This is a genomic window from Bacillus sp. SKDU12, assembly GCF_010093085.1.
GTDB classification, from domain to species: Bacteria; Bacillota; Bacilli; order Bacillales; family Bacillaceae; genus Bacillus; species Bacillus mexicanus.
Genome location: NZ_MSRC01000003.1, coordinates 550324 through 568771, shown reverse-complemented (window position 1 = coordinate 568771; position 18448 = coordinate 550324). Strand labels below are relative to the sequence as shown.

General features: G+C 39.7%; 27 protein-coding genes and 1 pseudogene. 9 read left to right on the top strand and 19 right to left on the bottom strand.

Going from position 1 to position 18448, the window contains the following annotated elements:
- Positions 1-227: 227 nt before the first annotated feature.
- Complete coding sequence (locus BTW01_RS04205; RefSeq protein ID WP_162101778.1) at positions 228-635, bottom strand: CoA-binding protein; 408 nt, start codon at positions 633-635, stop codon at positions 228-230.
- 168 nt (positions 636-803) lie between these two features.
- Between BTW01_RS04205 and plsY the strand changes: the two genes are divergently transcribed.
- Positions 804-1385, top strand: coding sequence for a glycerol-3-phosphate 1-O-acyltransferase PlsY (gene plsY, locus BTW01_RS04200; RefSeq protein ID WP_162101777.1), 582 nt, complete (start codon positions 804-806; stop codon positions 1383-1385).
- A 92-nt stretch (positions 1386-1477) separates the two neighbouring features.
- Positions 1478-1765, top strand: a complete 288-nt coding sequence (locus tag BTW01_RS04195; RefSeq protein WP_162101776.1) for a HesB/YadR/YfhF family protein — start codon at positions 1478-1480, stop codon at positions 1763-1765.
- 30 nt (positions 1766-1795) lie between these two features.
- Here BTW01_RS04195 and BTW01_RS04190 read toward each other — a convergent pair whose 3' ends face one another.
- The 7 genes from BTW01_RS04190 to acnA form a co-directional block, all read right to left on the bottom strand.
- On the bottom strand, positions 1796-2095 hold the full coding sequence (locus tag BTW01_RS04190) for a hypothetical protein (protein ID WP_162101775.1): 300 nt from the start codon (positions 2093-2095) through the stop codon (positions 1796-1798).
- Positions 2096-2110: 15 nt separating this feature from the next.
- Entirely contained in the window at positions 2111-2527 is a 417-nt protein-coding gene (locus BTW01_RS04185) for a YbgC/FadM family acyl-CoA thioesterase (RefSeq protein WP_162101774.1), read from the bottom strand.
- Between the two features lie 82 nt (positions 2528-2609).
- Positions 2610-2861, bottom strand: a complete 252-nt coding sequence (tlp, locus tag BTW01_RS04180; RefSeq protein ID WP_162101773.1) for a small acid-soluble spore protein Tlp — start codon at positions 2859-2861, stop codon at positions 2610-2612.
- A 36-nt stretch (positions 2862-2897) separates the two neighbouring features.
- On the bottom strand, positions 2898-3044 hold the full coding sequence (gene sspN / locus BTW01_RS04175) for an acid-soluble spore protein SspN (protein WP_003231569.1): 147 nt from the start codon (positions 3042-3044) through the stop codon (positions 2898-2900).
- A gap of 64 nt (positions 3045-3108) precedes the next feature.
- Entirely contained in the window at positions 3109-3234 is a 126-nt protein-coding gene (locus tag BTW01_RS04170; RefSeq protein WP_003328742.1) for an FbpB family small basic protein, read from the bottom strand.
- Positions 3235-3312: 78 nt separating this feature from the next.
- Positions 3313-3825 (bottom strand): redoxin domain-containing protein, encoded by a 513-nt coding sequence (locus tag BTW01_RS04165; protein WP_162101772.1) that lies wholly within the window; start codon positions 3823-3825, stop codon positions 3313-3315.
- A gap of 73 nt (positions 3826-3898) precedes the next feature.
- Positions 3899-6628, bottom strand: coding sequence for an aconitate hydratase AcnA (acnA, locus tag BTW01_RS04160; protein ID WP_162101771.1), 2730 nt, complete (start codon positions 6626-6628; stop codon positions 3899-3901).
- Positions 6629-6854: 226 nt separating this feature from the next.
- On the opposite strand from acnA, the gene sspO reads away from it, so the two are divergent.
- From sspO to BTW01_RS04140, 4 genes are all read left to right on the top strand, one after another.
- A complete protein-coding gene (gene sspO, locus BTW01_RS04155; protein WP_003244839.1) occupies positions 6855-7001 on the top strand; it encodes an acid-soluble spore protein SspO in 147 nt (48 codons plus the stop codon).
- Positions 7002-7032: 31 nt separating this feature from the next.
- Positions 7033-7179 (top strand): small acid-soluble spore protein P, encoded by a 147-nt coding sequence (locus BTW01_RS04150; RefSeq protein WP_003221237.1) that lies wholly within the window; start codon positions 7033-7035, stop codon positions 7177-7179.
- Between the two features lie 80 nt (positions 7180-7259).
- Positions 7260-7658 carry an outer spore coat protein CotM gene (gene cotM / locus BTW01_RS04145; protein WP_162101770.1) on the top strand — a complete coding sequence of 133 codons (399 nt, stop codon included), beginning with the start codon at positions 7260-7262 and terminating at the stop codon, positions 7656-7658.
- Positions 7659-7888: 230 nt separating this feature from the next.
- On the top strand, positions 7889-8317 hold the full coding sequence (locus BTW01_RS04140; protein ID WP_162101769.1) for a DUF2621 domain-containing protein: 429 nt from the start codon (positions 7889-7891) through the stop codon (positions 8315-8317).
- A 30-nt stretch (positions 8318-8347) separates the two neighbouring features.
- Here the strand turns inward: BTW01_RS04140 and BTW01_RS04135 are convergent, their stop codons facing one another.
- The 3 genes from BTW01_RS04135 to BTW01_RS04125 all read right to left on the bottom strand — a co-directional run bounded on the left by BTW01_RS04135 (position 8348) and on the right by BTW01_RS04125 (position 10078).
- The gene (locus BTW01_RS04135; protein WP_162101768.1) at positions 8348-8839 is read right to left on the bottom strand and encodes a CcdC family protein; all 492 of its coding nucleotides are present in this window, start codon (positions 8837-8839) and stop codon (positions 8348-8350) included.
- A 63-nt stretch (positions 8840-8902) separates the two neighbouring features.
- On the bottom strand, positions 8903-9280 hold the full coding sequence (locus BTW01_RS04130; protein ID WP_162101767.1) for a response regulator: 378 nt from the start codon (positions 9278-9280) through the stop codon (positions 8903-8905).
- A 90-nt stretch (positions 9281-9370) separates the two neighbouring features.
- Positions 9371-10078, bottom strand: coding sequence for a cytochrome c biogenesis protein CcdA (locus BTW01_RS04125; protein ID WP_162101766.1), 708 nt, complete (start codon positions 10076-10078; stop codon positions 9371-9373).
- Positions 10079-10296: 218 nt separating this feature from the next.
- Between BTW01_RS04125 and ynzD the strand changes: the two genes are divergently transcribed.
- The gene (ynzD, locus tag BTW01_RS04120) at positions 10297-10470 is read left to right on the top strand and encodes an aspartyl-phosphate phosphatase YnzD (protein ID WP_162101765.1); all 174 of its coding nucleotides are present in this window, start codon (positions 10297-10299) and stop codon (positions 10468-10470) included.
- 73 nt (positions 10471-10543) lie between these two features.
- Here the strand turns inward: ynzD and BTW01_RS04115 are convergent, their stop codons facing one another.
- From BTW01_RS04115 to yneA, 6 genes are all read right to left on the bottom strand, one after another.
- Positions 10544-10762 (bottom strand): YneF family protein, encoded by a 219-nt coding sequence (locus BTW01_RS04115; RefSeq protein ID WP_162101764.1) that lies wholly within the window; start codon positions 10760-10762, stop codon positions 10544-10546.
- A gap of 85 nt (positions 10763-10847) precedes the next feature.
- Positions 10848-11294 (bottom strand): sporulation inhibitor of replication protein SirA, encoded by a 447-nt coding sequence (gene sirA, locus BTW01_RS04110; RefSeq protein WP_162101763.1) that lies wholly within the window; start codon positions 11292-11294, stop codon positions 10848-10850.
- 154 nt (positions 11295-11448) lie between these two features.
- Positions 11449-13452: a transketolase gene (gene tkt, locus BTW01_RS04105; RefSeq protein WP_162101762.1), complete on the bottom strand. Its 2004-nt coding sequence runs from the start codon at positions 13450-13452 to the stop codon at positions 11449-11451.
- A gap of 168 nt (positions 13453-13620) precedes the next feature.
- Positions 13621-13854: a DUF896 domain-containing protein gene (locus tag BTW01_RS04100; protein WP_162101761.1), complete on the bottom strand. Its 234-nt coding sequence runs from the start codon at positions 13852-13854 to the stop codon at positions 13621-13623.
- Between the two features lie 63 nt (positions 13855-13917).
- A complete protein-coding gene (locus tag BTW01_RS04095) occupies positions 13918-14571 on the bottom strand; it encodes a YneB family resolvase-like protein (RefSeq protein WP_162101760.1) in 654 nt (217 codons plus the stop codon).
- Between the two features lie 18 nt (positions 14572-14589).
- On the bottom strand, positions 14590-14907 hold the full coding sequence (yneA, locus tag BTW01_RS04090) for a cell division suppressor protein YneA (protein ID WP_162101796.1): 318 nt from the start codon (positions 14905-14907) through the stop codon (positions 14590-14592).
- A gap of 147 nt (positions 14908-15054) precedes the next feature.
- Here yneA and lexA point away from each other — a divergent pair, with 147 nt between their 5' ends.
- Positions 15055-15672 carry a transcriptional repressor LexA gene (gene lexA / locus BTW01_RS04085; protein ID WP_162101759.1) on the top strand — a complete coding sequence of 206 codons (618 nt, stop codon included), beginning with the start codon at positions 15055-15057 and terminating at the stop codon, positions 15670-15672.
- Between the two features lie 759 nt (positions 15673-16431).
- Here lexA and BTW01_RS18365 read toward each other — a convergent pair.
- Positions 16432-16560 (bottom strand): annotated as a pseudogene (locus BTW01_RS18365) (metallothiol transferase FosB); the annotation flags it as partial.
- A gap of 252 nt (positions 16561-16812) precedes the next feature.
- Here BTW01_RS18365 and BTW01_RS04080 point away from each other — a divergent pair.
- On the top strand, positions 16813-17265 hold the full coding sequence (locus BTW01_RS04080; protein WP_162101758.1) for a YndM family protein: 453 nt from the start codon (positions 16813-16815) through the stop codon (positions 17263-17265).
- Between the two features lie 22 nt (positions 17266-17287).
- Here the strand turns inward: BTW01_RS04080 and BTW01_RS04075 are convergent, their stop codons facing one another.
- A complete protein-coding gene (locus BTW01_RS04075; protein WP_162101757.1) occupies positions 17288-18046 on the bottom strand; it encodes a poly-gamma-glutamate hydrolase family protein in 759 nt (252 codons plus the stop codon).
- Positions 18047-18448 lie beyond the last annotated feature (402 nt).

Genomic DNA, 18448 nt, shown 5'->3' with positions numbered 1-18448 from the left:
TCGCAACATATCGCCTAGTGCTGTTTTCACACCATAAGAACGTATGTTTGTTTATTATATATAAAGCAGCAGACCTTCGCAAATCGAACGGCCGAAACCAGCTAGACAAGGTGTTCAAAAAAGCTGTTCAAGCTTTATTGTATCTGTTTCATCGTAATACGCAAACAATATCTTAAAATTAAAAAGCAAAAATCCTTGAATTCACAAGGATTTTTGCAGTTCTGCATCTATTTTGTTACAGCATGCGCAACTTTTATGCACAGATCCATAATAACTGTTCTGCCTTTTTCCTTTAGCATCTCGTAAGCTTCTTCGTTTACAAGCCCTTGCTGTGCCCAAAATACCGGAGCATCTGTCTCCAAAAACTCTTCTGCCACGCTCGGCAGCTGTTCTGAGCGCCGGAATACATTGACGATATCAATCGGACCGTCAACCTCTTTTAAAGATGAAACGGCTTTGACACCAAGTGCCTCATCAATTGTAGGATTGACGGGAATGATGTCATAGCCTGCATCCTGCATCGCTTTAGAAACCATATATGACGTTCTATCTGGCCGGTCTGAAAGCCCGACTACCGCGATTCGCTTGCTTTGATCAAGAATCTCTTTTATTTCCGCTTTGGAAGGGTTTTGCATCATAGACCACTCCTTTTTCATCTATTTTACACGATCAAAACGAAAGAAATCAAAATATGATACACGTTTGATTGGATGGATTATTAAACTTTACAAAAAACGTATCATCAGATCATGATATCTCATGTTAAAATAAAGAGAAGGGATTTTGAAAAAGGAGAAATGTAGATGTTAATTGCTTTATTGATTATTTTGGCCTACTTGATAGGCAGTATTCCATCTGGCTTAATTGTGGGCAAGCTTGCTAAAGGAATTGATATTCGGGAGCACGGCAGCGGTAACTTAGGTGCGACCAATGCATTCCGTACGTTGGGCGTAAAAGCTGGTTCAATTGTGATCGCCGGAGATATTTTGAAAGGGACGCTGGCAACTGCATTGCCTTTTCTCATGCTTGTTGATATTCACCCGCTTCTAGCAGGAGTTTTTGCGGTTTTAGGCCATGTATTTCCCATTTTCGCTAAATTTAAAGGCGGTAAAGCCGTGGCCACATCCGGAGGCGTTTTGCTATTTTACGCACCTTTGTTATTCGTCACGATGATCGCGGTATTTTTCATCTTTTTATACTTGACTAAATTTGTTTCTCTGTCATCGATGTTAACAGGGATCTATACTGTGATATATAGTCTCTTTGTCCATGATACGTATTTATTGGTTGTGGTCATCCTGCTCACTATCTTTGTGATATACAGACACCGGACGAATATCAAACGAATTATTAACAAAACAGAACCTAAAGTGACATGGTTATAAACCTTCTCTTTTGACACAGAACAGTCTAATACGTTTATAATAGAGGAAATTCACGAAATTCACATGATGAAAGAACAAAGGGGTGTTCTGTTATGAATCTGACAATTAACGAAGACGCGCTGAATTGGTATAAAGAAGAGCTCGATTTAGAAAGCGGAGATCAGGTTCGCTTTTTCGTTCGCTACGGAGGCTGCAGCAACGTTCAAAAAGGATTTTCCCTCGGAGTGTCAAAAGATTCTCCGCAAGAAGCGGGAGCTACTGCAGAAGCGGGAGGCATCATTTTCTTTATTGAAGAAAGTGATCTATGGTACTTCGATAATCACGACCTTCTCGTCAGCTATTCAGCGGACGCTGATGAACCGGTTTTTGAATACCAATAAAAAAGAGCGCACATGGCGTGCGTTCTTTTTTTATAAATGAAATCTTATAAGATGGTCTGTCAGGTTTTCTTGCTCCAAAATGTATTTTTGTGTCTCACCCAACAGATCAAAGTGAGGAAAATCACTTTTTTTATGTATCCATTCTTTTTGTAAACCGTACGCCGCTCCCCACTGAATCAGTTTATCAATATCTGCACAGCCTGCTTTTGTCACAGTCTTTGCTTCCGGAAACCGATCATCCAGCCAGTAATGTGTTAAAAATGCAATTTCTCCTCTTTTCACCGCTCGTTTCCACCGGTTGAGCTCCTCACGTTTCACACCAAACGCCATATCTCGTTCACTTCCCTATTTTCTGGCCTTTTCATATGCCGCATGCCAATCAGGGAAAGCTTTGCGAAACTGAATAGGCTTAAAGCTCTCTTTATCCACGCAAATATGAGATGAGGTGGCTTCTATAGAAAGCTCACCGGCCGGATTATAAATATGATAACCATAAACGGTTTTAAAGCCGTTGTATTCCTCTATCCATGTATTCACAACAGCTGTTTCCCCATAATGAAGCGGCTTTTTATAGGAAATATTGATATCAACGACTGGTGACAGAACGCCCCGCTTTTCCATATCACTGTATAAAAAGCCTAAGTCCTTAATCAGCTCTGTTCTGCCGAGCTCCATCCACACAAGATAATTTGCGTGATAGACAATTCCCATTTGATCTGTTTCTGCATAACGAACTTCTATTTCTTTTTTTGATACATGCAAATTATTCTGCTCCCTTAACGTCAATTTAGCCCCATTTTACCATAATCAAATCAGAAAGAAAAAAACCAGGTTTCCCTGGTTTTTAAGAACGGTATCCGTTTTCTCTCGCTGCGGCTTCATCTTGAATTTCATTGCGAAAAGCTTCGATGCTCTGTTCGCGCCTCGCATTTTTTTGTTTAATTCGCTGCTTCTCTTCTCCTGAAGCAAACTCCATTGATGCCTCTGATTCCTCTATGTTTTCAATAGTATTTTGAACCATATCCTGCAATTTTTCTACATTATCAGAACGATCATCAGGATTAGGCTGCTGATATTGGTTTTGGTTCTTTGTCATTGGGTTGTACCTCCTAAAAATAAACTCAATTCGGCGCTATTCGCCTTTTGTTTGCATGATGATCGGCCGCTGTCCGGACGTATCGTGCATTTTTTCCCCTTTATTGGCTTTATATTTTACAGGTTTTGTACCCAAGTGGCTCGGCGCATATTGAGGCTGGCCGTTTTTTTTGTTGTTTCCCATGTGTATCCCTCCTCAACAGATAGGATTCTCAAAAGGAGGGGTAAACATGAATACAAATTAAAGGTTATTTTTGTTTAAATCGTTGTTCAAGCTTCTCCTCAAGCTGATGTAAATACTCTGTGTTGGTCATCAGCTCTTTTTTGTTTTCCATGACAAGCTCATGAAAAGAACGTTTTCTCATCTTCTTCACTCTTCTCACCTCCGCATTATCTTTTATTTTTTCCAATTCTGAAAATTGTAAGCATATGTGAGCATAAAAAAACCGAATCTAATCAAGATTCAGCTTTTGTTCCATTTCTTTTTTTGTCATAGTGCCGATATGTATGTCTTGAATAACGCCTTTTTCATCTAAGATATACGTCGTTGGATATGACAACACATTATAGTCAGCATTGATCCCTTTTTTATCAATCAAAATGGGAAACGTTATCTCATACGTATCAGCAAAAGCCCGTACCTGTTTCTCACTTTTCTCAGCTGAAGTGAAATTAACCGCTACAACCGCAAGTTTGTCTTGGTGCTCTTTTTGCAGCTGTTCCATCGCCGGCATTTCTTGGCGGCACGGTTTACACCAAGTCGCCCAAAAATTGAGCAAGATTTTTTTTCCTTTTGAGTTCTGTAAAGAATAGTTCTCTCCTGATAGCGTTTTCAAATAAAAATCAGGCGCTTGCTGCCCAACTTCAATTCCGACTTCTTTTTTGCTGTATGTTTGGTACAGATTCCATCCCATATAACCTGAAAGCATGATAAGCACGATCCCTGCAAGCCATTTTTTCAGCATATGCCACCTCCGCAGCACACTTTTTGTCATCAAAAGAAGAGAAAGCGAAATGCCTTCTCTTCCTATTGAGTCATCAGGACTGTTTCATTTTATCACGCAACACCATTTGCAGGATGCCGCCATGGCGATAATAATCAATTTCCACTTCACTATCAAAGCGGACAACTGTCTCAAATGTTGTTACATTACCGTCTTCATTGATAGCTCTTACTGTCACAAGGTCACGAGGGCGAACCGTTTCATCCACATCAACCTCGATCGTTTCTTTACCAGTTAAACCAAGTGTTTCTGCATTTTCACCTTGTTTAAATTGAAGCGGCAGCACACCCATGAATACAAGGTTGCTTCTGTGAATTCTTTCAAAGCTTTCAGCAATTACCGTTCTGATGCCGAGAAGGTTTGTTCCTTTTGCAGCCCAGTCACGTGAAGATCCCATACCGTAGTCTTTTCCTGCTAATACAGCAAGACCTGTTTTATCTTCTTTGTATCTCATGCACGCATCATAGATGGATGTTACTTCACCCGTCGGCCAGTATGTAGTATACCCACCTTCTGTTCCGGGTGCGATTTGGTTTTTGATACGGATATTTGCAAACGTTCCTCTCATCATCACTTCATGGTTTCCGCGGCGGGAACCGTAAGAGTTAAAGTTGCGAGGGGAAACGCCTTTTTCTTGCAGGTACTTTCCGGCAGGCGTGTCTTTTCCGATCGCCCCAGCTGGAGAGATATGGTCAGTAGTGACTGAATCGCCAAACTTACCGACAACACGCAGACCTTTTAATGGCTCAACTTTTCCTGGTTCAACAGACATTTCTTCGAAGAATGGCGGATTTTGAATGTAAGTTGATTCGTTATCCCATTTATACAGTGCTTCATCCGTTGTTTCAATCTTATTCCAGCGCTCGTTATCATCAAATACCGTTTCATACTCTTTGCGGAAGAGCTCAGGTGTAACAGTTTGCTTAACAAGTGAATTGATTTCATCCATTGACGGCCAAATATCGTTAAAGTAAATATTCTGACCATCCTTGCCCACACCAATCGGATCGGTTTTTAAGTTAATATTCACCGTTCCAGCCAGTGCATATGCCACAACAAGCGGCGGAGAAGCAAGATAGTTTCCTTTAACAAGCGGGTGAATACGACCTTCAAAGTTACGGTTTCCAGAAAGGACTGATGTAATCAAAAGGTCATTTTTTGCAACTGCTTCTTCAATTTCTGGTGAAAGCGGACCTGAGTTTCCGATACATGTTGTACATCCGTACCCAACAAGGTTAAAACCAAGCTCTTTCATGTATGGAAGCAGACCTGAATTCACAAGATATCCTGTAACGACTTTAGAACCCGGTGCAAGTGACGTTTTCACGTAATTAGGCACTTTAAGCCCTAGCTCTACTGCTTTTTTCGCTACGAGCCCGGCTCCGATCAGCACGTGCGGATTAGAGGTATTCGTACAGCTTGTAATCGCAGCAATGGCAATCGCCCCTGTTTTCATCACGGTTTCTTCGCCATTAAGAAGTTTAAATTTAATTTCTTTTTCTTCTTCTTCTGGCTGTAAACCGAATCCTTGGTTACCAGCAGGGCTGACCAAATGTTTTTTAAATGTTTCTTGCATAGCGGAAAGAGGTATCAAATCCTGAGGGCGTTTTGGCCCTGATAAGTTTGCTTCAATTTGAGACAAATCAATTTCAACCACATCAGTAAATTGAGGGTCTTCCGCATCTGGCGTGTAGAATAATCCATTGCTTCTGCAGTATGCTTCTACCACATCAATATGTTCTGGATCACGGCCTGTCAGACGCAAGTAATTAAGCGCCTCTTCATCTACTGGGAAAAATCCGCATGTAGCGCCGTATTCCGGAGCCATGTTCGCAATAGTTGCACGATCTGCAAGCGGCAGTTCAGCCACTCCTGGCCCAAAGAATTCAACAAACTTGCCGACAACGCCTTTTTCACGCAATACCTGTGTCACTTTTAACGCCAAGTCCGTAGCTGTTGTTCCATTCGGAAGCTTGCCGACAAGTCTGGCGCCAATTACTTCAGGAACTGGGAAGTAAGAAGGCTGTCCAAGCATCCCTGCTTCAGCTTCAATTCCGCCGACACCCCAGCCAAGAACGCCGATGCCGTTAATCATTGTTGTATGGGAGTCCGTTCCGACAAGCGTATCAGGATACGTTACAAGCTCGCCATCTTCTTCAATGGCATGGACGACACTTGCCAGAAACTCCAGATTTACCTGGTGTACGATACCTGTTGCAGGCGGCACTGCCTGATAATTGTTAAACGCTTTCTTTGCCCAGCTTAAAAACTTGTAGCGCTCTGCATTTCTTTCGAATTCCAAGTCCATATTAATCGCTAATGCATCTTCTGTACCCGCTTTATCAACCTGAACAGAGTGGTCGATAACGAGATCAACAGGAATTTCAGGGTTAATTTTATCAGGATCTCCGCCGACAGCTGCCATCGCTTTACGCAGTGAGGCAAGGTCTACTACTGCTGGAACTCCTGTGAAGTCTTGTAAAATAACACGAGACGGTTTAAACGGAACATCGATTTCCTTTAATTCGGCAGTTCCCCATTTTGCCAAGTTTTCCACGTGTTCTTTTTTGATGACGAATCCGTCAACTTGACGCAATACAGATTCTAAAAGAACTTTAATGGAATAAGGAAGTTTCGATACCTTTCCGACACCTGCATCTTCTAATGTCTTTAAAGAGTAGTAATGATAGGTTTTTCCATTTGTAGTAAACGTTTTTCTCGCTTGGAAAACGTCTTTCGCTATCGTTTTTTGCTCGTTGGTCATTCTCCAAAATCCCCCTTCAGATCAGATCATTCTCAGATGAACATAAATTCCATCACAATTTTCTCACAATTTCATATTAAAGCAAAATCATACATAAGTAAATATCAATGTTTTTATTAAATACAATAAGTTTGTCTTATCAGAAAAATATAACGGTAATTATTACTGTTTATACTCTCTCATATTACGTCGCAAAAGGAGCCATATTATGATTGAGGTGATAATGATGGTCAAAAGAAAAGCAAATCATGTCATTAACGGAATGAATGACGCGAAAAGCCAAGGCAAAGGCGCCGGCTATATCGAAAACGACCAGCTTGTACTGACTGAAGCCGAACGCCAAAATAATAAAAAAAGAAAAACCAATCAATAATTCCCGAGCCATTTAAGGAGGTTCTCATATTATGACCAATAAAAATACAAGTAAAGATATGCATAAAAATGCACCTAAAGGACACAATCCGGGTCAGCCGGAGCCTCTCAGCGGCAGCAAAAAAGTGAAAAATCGAAACCACACCAGACAAAAACATAATTCAAGCCATGATATGTAAGAAAAGCAGGCCTTAGTGTCTGTTTTTTTATGCGCTCACCCATTTCTGATATTCCGCATATGATGTAAAGCAAGGCTGATATGCGGAGGAATGCTTCCATGACCCATTCAAAACGTAATGATGCCAATGATAATGATTTCGATAGTATGGATGAATGGCTTCGGCAATTTTTTGAAGACCCTTTCGCCTGGTACGATGAAACATTGCCTATTGATTTATATGAAACAAGTCAGCAGTATATTATTGAAGCAGATCTGGTTTTTTTGCAGCCGACACAAGTTACGGTTACCCTGTCTGGATGCAAGTTCATCTTAACAGTTAAATCGTCAGGGCAGACTTTTGAAAAACAAATGATGCTTCCTTTTTATTTTAATGATAAAAACATTCAAACTGAATGTGAAAATCAAATACTCACAGTTGCCGTTAATAAAGAAACAGAAGATGGTTCTTCTTTTTCTCTTCAATTTCCACTCAACTAACATAAAAAGTCACTTTCATCCCCTATTATGAAAGTGACTTTTTTCCGTCCATTTATCGTCAAATACCCTCTAGTGACTCTCCCATGGCCAAATAGCAGATTCACTATACAATAGAATATGATCTATTATCTCTTTTGACTAGACATCTATCATTTTTTTCTATTCTTTTTTACTGTGTTCTTCTATTCTTTCTTCGTTTACAATATGGTTAGAATAAGGGGGAATGATTGATGCTGGAAGGATGGTTTTTGTGGTTTATTCTATTTTGGGTGATCACGATGGTTGTCTTATTATCAATCGGCGGTTTTTTTATGTTTCGAAAATTTTTAAAGCGTTTACCGAAAGAAGACGGCAGGTCAGAGCTTGATTGGCAGGATTACTATATTGAAAGCAGCAAGCATTTGTGGAGTATTGAAAACAAACAATTTCTAAATGAATTGGTTTCCCCGGTTCCAGAGCTTTTCAGAGATGCAGCTAAAGCAAAAATCGCAGGTAAAATCGGTGAACTGGCATTAAAAGAAAAGGTGTCAAAGATTGATCAGCAACTGATAATCAGAGGCTATATTCTCGCAACTCCTAAAAGAGACCATACCTTTTTAAAAAGGCATCTGCGCGACAAAAAAATCGATCTAGAGCCTTATCAGACCCTTCTTAAATAAAAAACCTTTCCTGATAAGGGGAAAGGTTTTTTAATTCATTTGAATATTAGATGACTGCAGCTCGTTATTAAGTTTTCGATATGATAAATACATAGCGATTCTCCACGGCACAATCATACCGAAAGCCAAGATCCAAAACATTCCGCTCAGTGCACCGTAATCGATTGATGTACTTAAGATCGATTTCATCACAATGCGGATCACCAAAAGACCGACTAATATAAAAACAAATGCTTTAGAGCGCTTCATGTAAATTTCATTATTTTTAATTTCAAACTTAGAGGTTTTAATGAGAAAAATAGAGAAAACCACGCCTAAAGTGATTGATTCTAAAAACTCTGCACCAGTGACCCAAAAGACCGGAAATACAAACATTAACGCTCCCGTACTCATAAAAATCGGCGGAAGAATGATTTTTTTCGGCGAAACAGGCTTGTCAGAGGACTTTATTCTGACCACCATCACAGATACAGCCATTAACACAGCAATAATCGATGAAACTATTATCATCATACATATCATTCCTTTGTTTCTCGGAGTGTTGACACTATATACTATACTCCAAAACAATAAAAAAAACCATTTTCAAAAGAAATGACTTTCATTCCCCATAACGCGGCTCACAGCTTCTAACACTTTTGTTTCCTCAAATGGCTTCACAATGAAATCCTTTGCTCCCAGCTCAATCGCTTCTGTTACAATTCTTTGCTGGCGCATGGCGGTGCACATGATCACCTTCGCTTTAGGATCAAAAGCTAAAATATCGTGCAGTGCCTTAATGCCATTTTTCACCGGCATTGTAATATCCAGTATTACAATGTCAGGCCGCAATTTTTTATACAGGTCTGCGGCTTGTTCACCATCCTCAGCTTCACCTGCGATTATGTATTTTGCCTTTTCTAAGATCTCTCTGATTTTCACCCTCATGAACTTGGCGTCATCCACAACTAAAACTCTTGTCATATTCCCCTCCAGCAGTCGATTTCCATAGATAATAGGCTTGTTGTGCCGAAAAACAAAAGGACTATTAGCAATACGAAAAAGAATTCACCGTCAAAAACCAGTAAACCCTCCAAAAAGATCTGACAACAAAATAATGATCAGGCTCATCCAATCAAAAAATAACAGCACACCAATCATGATCATCAAAACGCCGCCTGCTTTCATGATCAAAAGCTGGTTCTTTCTTATCCATTTCAGCTTTGTCATGAAGAAAGACAATAATAGAAACGGAAGAGCAAAACCGAGTACATATAATATCATGTACGGTATTGCTGATCCAGAATTAGTAGCTGCAAGTGTGATAACAGCACCTAATATCGGACCGGTACACGGTGTCCAACCTGCCGCAAATGCCATCCCGATTAAGATGGAGCCTAAAAACCCGCTTGGTTTATGCTTAAAATGGATTCTCCGCTCTTTCATCATCATCTCAGGCCGAAACACGCCAAGTGTAATGAAACCGAATAAAATAATAAACAACGCACCAATTTGCCGAATCGCATCATGATAATCCCTAAACAGGCTGCCAATAAAAGATGTTCCATAGCCTAAAGCGATAAAAATGATGGAAAAGCCGAGCAAAAAACACAAAGTATGAAGCAAGCTTCTTTTTTGCAGCAGCAGCTTTTCTGTTTTCACATCATCCAAGCTAACCCCTGTAATATATGACAAGAAAGCAGGGTAAAGCGGCAGGCAGCAAGGCGAAATAAAGGATAAAAATCCAGCTCCGAATGTCAAAAAATAATTGATGTCGCCCATATCATCATCCCTTCAAAATTTGAAAATCCTTCAAGTTATGACAAAATCATTTCATTTTTTTAACACTTTCCCTTGAAGGATTTCTATTTTTCAAAAAAACTTATATAATTTAATTTGACATTGAGATATTGTACTCCTTCTCATTTGAAAATTAGTATAATTATGGATATAATATAAATATTCACTTTTAAGATCTATGTATGAAAGGATACATCCCTGTGATTAGAGAGCATCTATTAAATGAAATTGAAAAAAAAAGAGCAGAGCTGCTGCAAATTGTCATGGCGAACGGAACGACATCACATATTACGATAGAGCTCAGTCAGGAGCTTGACCATCTTCTCATACAATATCAAAAGCAGCGCCTTCGAGCAGTAGCGGGTGATGAATGATGACAAAATAAAAAACCCGTATAAGGGTTTTTTATTTTATAACCATGTTTCTCTATATCATAATCTTTACGTATTATTTCGCTTGATTATTCATGGCTTTCATCATTTGATTGATTTTCTTTTGAGAAGGTTTCATTCCCATTTGCATCATCATCATGCGTAACATTTGTTCATTAATAGGCGGATTCTTTTTGAGATAGCTCATCATATATTTACGAGCAATAAAAAACCCGAGTGCAACACCTACGAGCAATGCAACAACGCCCACTAGGATGCCAACCCATAAAGTCATTTTATTTCCTCCTTCATGTTGTCTAGTTTAAAGTGTACTAAACCAAAAGCTATTATACAACATTTACATCTCTTTTTCTTCGGTTTTAGACAAAATTTCTTACCTTCACTGGATTTAGCCATCCATAACGCTTCGAACTGAAATCCATAGCCAGAAAGCAAGGGCTTACTTTTCTCAATACTTCAAAGAAAATGGTTTCTGCCGCGTAATCACCCGAAGCCACAATTTCTATCATGTTTTCCTTCATTATAAACGTCGCGTGGCCTTTTGCCTTAGGCAGGGCTAATCTATAAATATAATCCAGCTGCCTGTAATCCGTTTTGTTTAAATTCATTTTTAGCCTCTGATGCATATGTAAAATTGGGATTGGTTGTGTAACATATTGAATCTGTTTTTCTGTCATTTCATACTGCTGTTTTGTCAGGCTTGTCCAATGATAGTCTTGAAACAGCTCAAACATAACCGATTCCCGTCCGAAATAGTGATTAGCAAACTCCTCTTTTATCAGGTACGTGTAGTAGTGACGTTCCATCTTTTCATCCCCTTTTCCAGCAGCATTTCATATGCTCTCTATTATACAAAAGAAGAAAAGAAAGAATTGTCTATTACTGTTAAACAGCCAATACTATTTTTGTCGGATAAACAAGAAAAAGAGGATGATTTGACTCATCCTCTTTAAAAAATCTTTAGTTATTGAGTAATGCTTTCACTCGGCTCACTACATTTGGTACTGTGAAGCCATATTCCTTGATGACGGTGTCGCCAGAAGCAGATGCGCCGAATCGGTCGATACCGAGCACATCTCCTTCAAGGCCTGTGTATTTGCCCCATCCAAATGATGCGCCCATCTCAATCGCAAGACGTTTTCTCACATCCGCAGGGAGGACAGTGTTTTTATATTCGTCAGATTGTTTATCGAAACGATCCATTGAAGGCATGCTGACAACAGAAACATCGATATTTTCTTTTGCTAATTCAGCCTGCGCTTCCACCGCAAGACCTACCTCAGAGCCTGAAGCGATGAGAAGAGCGTCAGGTGTTTCGTTTTTAGATGCAGAAACGACATATGCACCTTTTTCTACTCCCGTCAATGCTTCTTCCGCTGTTTGGTCGATCGTAGGAAGATTTTGGCGTGTTAATACCAGCGCTGTTGGCTGATCAGTGCTTTGCACTGCCATCTTCCATGCCGCCGCTGTTTCATTGCCGTCTGCAGGGCGGATTAAGGAAAGGTTAGGCATCGCCCGAAGTGAAGCAAGCTGTTCGACAGGCTCATGGGTCGGGCCATCTTCACCTACTGCAATACTGTCATGTGTAAACACATAAGTGACAGGAAGACCCATTAATGCTGCAAGGCGAATCGCCGGACGCAGGTAGTCAGAGAAGACAAAGAAAGTTCCGCCAAATACACGAAGTCCGCCATGAAGCGCCATACCATTTAAGGCTGCACCCATTGCAAATTCACGAACACCGAACCAGAAGTTTTTACCTGAGTAATCAACCGGTGTAAAGTCACCTGTATTTTTAATTGTTGTTTTGTTTGATCCGGCTAGGTCAGCAGATCCTCCGACAAAAAAAGGTATTTTTTGCGCAAGCCCGTTGAGAACTTCTCCGGAAGATGCACGAGATGCCAAGCTGCTTCCTTTTTCATAAACAGGAACCTCTTGATCCCAGTCCTTCGGAAGCTCTCCTTTAATTGCCAGTTCAAGCTGTTCTGCAAGTTCAGGATAAATTTCTTTATATTTAGAGAATTGGGTGTTCCATTCCTGTTCCTTTTTCTCTCCTGATTCTTTAACTGCTGCAGCAAAATGCTCATATACCTCTGACGGAACATAGAAATCTTCTTCATATGTCCACGCATAAGCTTCTTTTGTTAACTTGCTTTCTTCTTTACCAAGCGGTGCCCCGTGAACACCAGAAGTGCCGGCACGGTTAGGTGAACCAAAACCAATTGTCGTTTTCACTTCAATTAATGTAGGTTTTTTTTCATTTTGACGTGCTTTTTCGATAGCTGCTGTTAATTCTGCAATGTTGTTTCCATCCTCAACATAAAGGACTTCCCAATTCATTGCTTCAAAACGCTGTTTCACGTTCTCAGAGAAGGAGCGGTCGAGATCTCCATCGAGTGAGATGTCGTTAGAATCGTATAATACGACCAGACGGCCAAGCTGAAGATGTCCTGCGAGTGAAGCGGCTTCGGAAGAAATACCTTCCATTAAGTCACCATCACCGCAAATACTGTATGTATAATGATCGACTACGTTAAATGAGTCACGGTTGTAAGTTTCCGCTAAATGGCGTTCAGCGATAGCCATTCCGACTGCCATGGCAATCCCTTGTCCAAGCGGACCTGTTGTTGCATCAACACCGGCAGTATGTCCGAATTCCGGATGTCCAGGTGTTTTGCTGCCCCACTGGCGGAATCCCTTAAGATCTTCAATGCTAAGATCAAACCCGCTTAAATGAAGCATGCTATATAAAAGTGCTGATCCATGTCCAGCAGATAAAACAAAACGGTCTCGGTTAAACCAGCTAGGGTTTGCCGGGCTTACATTCATAAATTTTGTCCACAGCGTGTATGCCATAGGAGCGGCTCCCATTGGCATCCCTGGGTGACCAGAATTCGCTTTTTCAATTGCGTCTATTGACAGTGTACGAATGGTAGCAACTGATTTCTTTTCAATTGTATCCATAAAAATCCCCTTCCTTATATGTTGTACCCTTTCATCATAAATGTCTGACGACTTTTTCTCAACTGTTTCAGCTTAAATTTGAGAGAAACTTGTTGAATTTTGTCATAAGAGAGTTTTAGCTATAGTATAGGCAAAAGAGGAATACGATATTTCCGTATTCCTCTTATATTAATGAAGTTTGTTATTTTTTTGTTCTTTTTTTAGCTTTTCAGGTGTTACATCATTGCCTTCTGGGTCAATGATTTTTACACTTTTTAACGTGTTTTTCATAGAAGAACGAAAACCCTTCAGATACTCTTGACGGAGTTTTTGCTGTTCAGCTTTTTCTTCTTCTGTTATCACGCCAGCTTTGGCTTTGGCAGCAAGTTCATTAATTCTGGCAATTTTCGCGTTTGAAATCATGTTAAACTCCTTTATTGCATTTTGTCTATATAGTACTAGATCAAAAAGAGTTTTACAACTGATTCATTCGGCTGTCTCGGCATTCTCTGTGTATTCCTGAAAACGCCTGTGGACGGTCGCTTTAGATACATCATAGCCAAACCCTCTTAGCGTCGCCGCAATTTCTGCGAACGTCAGTTTATTCGCCCTTAAGCGGACGATCTCTGATATGGGAACCTCTATTCTTTCTTTCCCACTGTTTTCATGTTGGTTTTTTAGGTTTTTTTGCGGTTTAAAACCGTTTTTAACTGCACGCTTCATTCCCCGCTTAATTTTCATATTGTGAATTTTCCGCTGATATTCTTCCACAATGCTTACGATCTCCAGTACCATCGAGTCAGCCTCCGAAAGCTCCAATTCCCCTCTATGAGCCGTTGTATAGACTTTCACACCTTCTCTGTAAATACAATGAAGCAATGCAATTTTCGCATTGCCTCGCCCAAGCCTTGTCTCATCCTGAATTAAAATGACATCAATTTCAATATTCTTGATCTCATCAAGCAGCTCAAATACACCGTCCCGATCCATTTCATATCCGCTGGCTTTTTCAGAAATCACTTTGACGACTTCCATGCCGTTTTCGGCTGCAATGGCTGTAAGCTCCTCCACCTGCCGTTTTAATGAAGTCTCCTGCTGTTCTTTATTTGTGCTCACACGGGCATAAATGAGTGCTTTCATTTTTTCTATCTTTCCTTTCTATCTTACAATTGCCAATTCATATGCATCTTGGTGCTTCTTTTTCAATGGAATAACCAACTCATCTCCCGGCTGGATATCAGATGTCTGAAGATGATTTTTATCAGCTACCCATTCAATAAAATCATTTTTATTTATCTTTTTTGAATCTGATACCTGATCAGCAATTGACCAAAGTGTATCGCCTTGCTGGACTTCTATTTTAACATACTGATTAAGCTCCTGACCGCCACTCGTATATGACAGCAATAGGATAACCGCGCTCAAAATCAGTGTGAACAGACCGACAAAAATAATAGATTCTTTATTCATTATGATAACCCCCAATAGGAATGTTTGTTCGCTTTTATAATTCCAGTATATACGAACAAATGTTTCTGTCAATTGTTTTTTCGAACCTATGTTTGTACTGTAAGGAAAATCATGCTATAATCTTCTTAAAATCGACGTTTTGAGGTGCGAAAAATGACGAAGCTATCAAAAAGGCAACTTGATATCCTCCGTTTTATTAAAGCAGAGGTTAAATCAAAAGGATATCCGCCTTCCGTGAGAGAGATCGGAGAGGCTGTTGGGCTTGCGTCCAGTTCAACTGTCCACGGCCATTTGGCCCGTTTAGAAACAAAAGGGCTGATCAGACGAGATCCGACAAAACCAAGAGCAATAGAAATACTTGATGAAGAAGTGGACATTCCCCAAAGTCAGGTCGTTAATGTGCCTGTCATCGGGAAAGTCACGGCGGGATCTCCTATTACAGCAGTAGAAAATATCGAAGAATATTTTCCGCTTCCTGACCGTATGGTCCCTCCGGACGAGCATGTGTTTATGCTGGAGATTATGGGGGACAGTATGGTTGATGCTGGTATTCTCGATAAAGATTATGTCATCGTTAAACAGCAAAATACAGCATTCAACGGGGAAATTGTAGTTGCGATGACAGAAGATGATGAAGCTACAGTAAAACGTTTCTATAAAGAGGATACTCACATTCGTTTACAGCCTGAAAACCCAACGATGGAACCTATCATCTTGCAGAATGTCAGCATTTTAGGAAAAGTAATTGGCGTATTCAGAACTGTCCATTAATCTATTGATCTATTATGTACGCGAAAACCCCCTCTTCCTTTACGGAGAGGGGGTTTTTATGCAAAAAAGCAGGCTCGCCCTGATTTTTGGGTGCGAGCCTGAAAAGGAGGAAAAAGAACATCATGTTTACACCACAATTATCCTCCAAATAATTGTTGAAGTCAAGAAAATTTTTTTCCTTAAGGAAACTTTCATTAGAATACGGTCTGTTTAAAACATTAGACGTGATTTCCTTAAAAATGTTTCATACTCTTAGATCGTGGAATAACGTTGTTTTATGTTTATGTGAGGGGCGCGGAAATGATATTACAATGAAGATTTAGTACACAGTAATTTTTGTTCAAATCCCCTGAAAAAACAGCTCTCTTCTCTTTATCAGTGTGAGCTCAAGACAAAATAAACATACTGTATACCATAACTGCCCTTTTATCCGCACAATTGTGCAGTTTTTGAATACTTTTCTGCAAACACAGAAACCTAATCCTGAGCGCTAAAATTAAACCTGCTCCTGCTAAATTACTTCGTACTTAGTGTCAGGTAAATCGCTAAAGTGTAATCTTTTCTGAACAAATAGCGGCTCCCAAGATCATAAACCACAGCCCAAAAAATACAGCAAAACTTCTTTATCATACAGAATATTTATAAATATGTTCTACAGATGCTGTTTCAATAGCGCTTTTTCCTCTTTATTAATAACGGAGCTTGCCTTGAAGGATTCACATCTGTGGGTCCAGGACCAGTAAAATCAATCGATTTTCAATCGCGTTCATCTCGTTCTCTGCTAGGCAAAATATTCACATGATATTATACTTATAATTCTGCAAGCACATGATCTTCAATAGTAAATACAATATGGGGATAAGATGCCTTCATGTCATTTCTCGGGATGTATCCAAATGAGAAATTGAAAATAACAAGTGATTAATCCCTTCCCCCCTTTGAAACATATCCTTGTATATCGTTTTTTAAGAAAATTTCATGCAGCCAGCAAAAAATACCAGTGTAAACAAAAACAGATTGTTTAAAATATAGAATGTAACAGCGATGAACTTTTATCGGTTTGAATTCTATGACTTGTGTTTTTTATCATTTGTTTACTGTTAATGCTTTTTTCACAAATAACACAATTTAGGTGGTCAAATGAAACATATCATTGCACTTGCTTCAAAGATTGCTTTCACTCTCGCCCTTTTATATTTGATTTTGGACAGAGTCTACCACGCGCCCTTTTTGAGTGTAATGTTTATTGCACTTTTCTTAGGTTTTGTTTCCTATCTATCCGGTGATATGCTCGTTCTTCCAAGAACAAACAATATTTCAGCTTCATTGGCGGACTTTGGGCTTTCATTTGTTATTCTTTGGGTCTTTGTTTTAACCCAAACAAGAAACGACTTCCCGCCATTTGCAGCTGCTCTGCTTTCCGCTGCTTGTCTAACTGTGTTTGAATACTTTTTTCATCGATATTTGCTAAAAAATGTGCTGGATGAAACCTTTCGAAATGAACTATCAGCCAAAGATCATACACTACAGTATCAAACAGAAGCTGCAGACGAGCTGTTTCCTGAGGTTACGAATGAGAAGCAGGAAAAATAGGAGGCTTAGTACCTCCTATTTTTCAATAGCTATTTTTGATAAAATGGGATAACACTTTTGTAAAAATATAAAACCTCTCATTTTGGGTAATAGATCTATCCTTTAAAGAAAACACTCCGAACAAAGATTGTCTAAAACCTGTGCTCATTTCTAACTGGATGCTCAAACCTGTTTTTGATTGATTTGCAATGTTATTCGGACTGACACCTGCACGCGGATGATCTTTATTAAGCAACACAGCAGGAAAACCTGCGTTTTGCAGTTTCTCAATTAAATCTGCCGCTCTCACGCGATCTGTACCGCCAACTTCGATTTGTTGATCTTCTTCTGCATATCCGTGCAATGAAATGACATATTCATGACTTTCCGTCATTTTCAGAGCCCGAGGCTCATCAAATTGTGTGCTCGTAATATGCAAAATTGAATTTCCTGACGATTTTAATCCTTCGAATAAATACATCGAGTACTGATTGCTTAATTCTTTCGCTACTTCACTTGTCCCGCCTTCGATACCTCCTCCATGAATCGCTAAAACTAGAACAGCGCTTCTTGTTTCTTTCGTCACAATGCTGTAATTCGCAGGATCTTCATTGTTTTTTAATGTCTCAAAATTCTGATATATATCTTTAGCATATATTGGAGAAATCGGAACGAATACCATGAAAATTAACAATAATTTCACAATTTTACAAGTTGATGGAAAACGTTTGACTATGTTACAATCAACTTGCTTCAAGGAATGGAGCAAACGGCGGAGCAGGGATACTTTGGTCGGTTTCATCTACTCCGCCCCTAAGTCCAAATCAACGGGCTGTCGAATTCTTTGAGGCTTTAGCACGAATTTCTCGTCCTCCTTGTTAAATTTTTGTTACATTCAAAATATTATATACCATTAGCCCGGGCGCTGTTCTTCACATTTTTGAATTTATAAAAAGTAAATGCACCCCTTTTTCCCATTTCCCATATAAAACCGAAAAAAAACGCACTTGCCTTTTTTGGCTCGCGCATTTTTATTCGGTTTCATGATTTTTAACTTTTTCTTATTTTCTCCTTTGCGGAATTGTTTTCACTTTATAGAAGTCAATGTCCAGAAACTTCACCGCAAAACCGCCAATCAGACCGGTGATTACAATCATCCAAGGAGATAGATTCTAAAAGGCTATTCAAGATCGCACCTGTCCAA